Source organism: Streptomyces sp. KLMMK (assembly GCF_036961605.1).
Taxonomy (GTDB): Bacteria; Actinomycetota; Actinomycetes; order Streptomycetales; family Streptomycetaceae; genus Streptomyces; species Streptomyces telluris.
The window spans coordinates 1-1,243 of the sequence record NZ_JBAMDC010000751.1 but is presented as its reverse complement, the minus strand read 5'-3'; the positions used below and the strand labels follow the sequence as shown (position 1 = coordinate 1,243).

The 1,243-nt window shown below is 71.4% G+C and carries 1 protein-coding gene; it reads right to left on the bottom strand.

From position 1 onward, the window contains the following. Nucleotides 1-728, bottom strand: a 728-nt coding sequence (locus V7793_RS37730) for a phosphatase PAP2 family protein (RefSeq protein ID WP_336014260.1), incomplete at its 3' end; no start/stop codon positions are given. Nucleotides 729-1,243 lie beyond the last annotated feature (515 nt).

Genomic DNA, 1,243 nt, shown 5'->3' with positions numbered 1-1,243 from the left:
TGTGGCCGGGTGTGGCCGTGGTGGCCGCCGTGCTGCTCCGCAGCCTCCAGCTCGGCGAGCTCCTCGTCCAGGCCGAAGCGCTCCAGCAGCGGGATGCGGTAGAGCCGCGGCAGCAGCCAGGCGTGCCAGATGCCGGTGACGAAGATGATCGCGGACGAGGCGATCAGGACCGATCCCAGGGTGTCGGTCGGGTAGTGGGCGCCGACGTACCAGCGGGAGAAGGCGATGAGCAGGACGGCGAAGACGCCGACGACGGCCACGGTCCGCCGGTGGCGGGACTCCCGGAAGAGGAAGTACGCGGCGATGAACGCAGCGGCCGTGAAGGCGGTGTGGCCGCTGGGGAAGCTGTTGGAGCCGATCTCGGGGTCCAGCATGAACTCCCGCGGCGGCCGGGGCCGGGCGACGATGGCCTTCGCGATCTGGGTGCTGTTCCAGCCGACCGCGACGACGAGGAAGGTGGCGGCCGCCGTCACCGGCCGGCGCCGTACGAACAGCAGCCAGCCGCACCAGACCGCCAGGATCAGCAGGCCGGCGACCGGGGACGCGAGGGCGCTGACCCCCTCCATGACCACGTTCAGCCACTCGGTGCGGAAGGTGGTCTGGACCGTGCGGTCCAGCTTCAGGTCGTGCGGCTGGATGAGATCGGTGTGCACGGCTACCAGGCCCAGCGCGATCGCGACGGCGAACAGCAGGACCGAGTTGCGCAACCAGTGGCGCACGTACGGCATGGGTGGGGCGTCCTTTGTAATCGGTAGGGCGGTACCGGCACGGCAGTACACGCGAAGGTGACGAATGCCTGCCGCAGGGATGACAGCGGCACGGCTGTACGGCAAAGCTACACGCGCCGCACGCGCACCCTTCGGGGACGCCCGCCCCGGACGCCGCCCGCGGCCGCGCGCTCCGGGCCGCCCACCACCGGCGGCGCACCCTGCGTGAGGGATTTATATCCGACGGTGACCACCCGGCCGGACCCGGAGGCGGGGGCGCGGGCGGCGATTCAGCCGATCGTGGACGGAGCGGCCGGGGCCGGGACGGCCGCCCTTGACGCCCCGGGGCGGCCGGCGGTTCCCGGGCGAGGGATTTTGTGCGGTGTCTCACGCCATGAACGCCGCATTCCGCTGGCCGGATCCCGCTCCCGGCCCACAAGGCCCTTCAACCTCACGCAACTTGACGGTGTCCTCTCGGGCGTCAGTACACGCGCCGGAGCAGAGGGGCTACCTGCCATGAACGTACGCACCCGCAC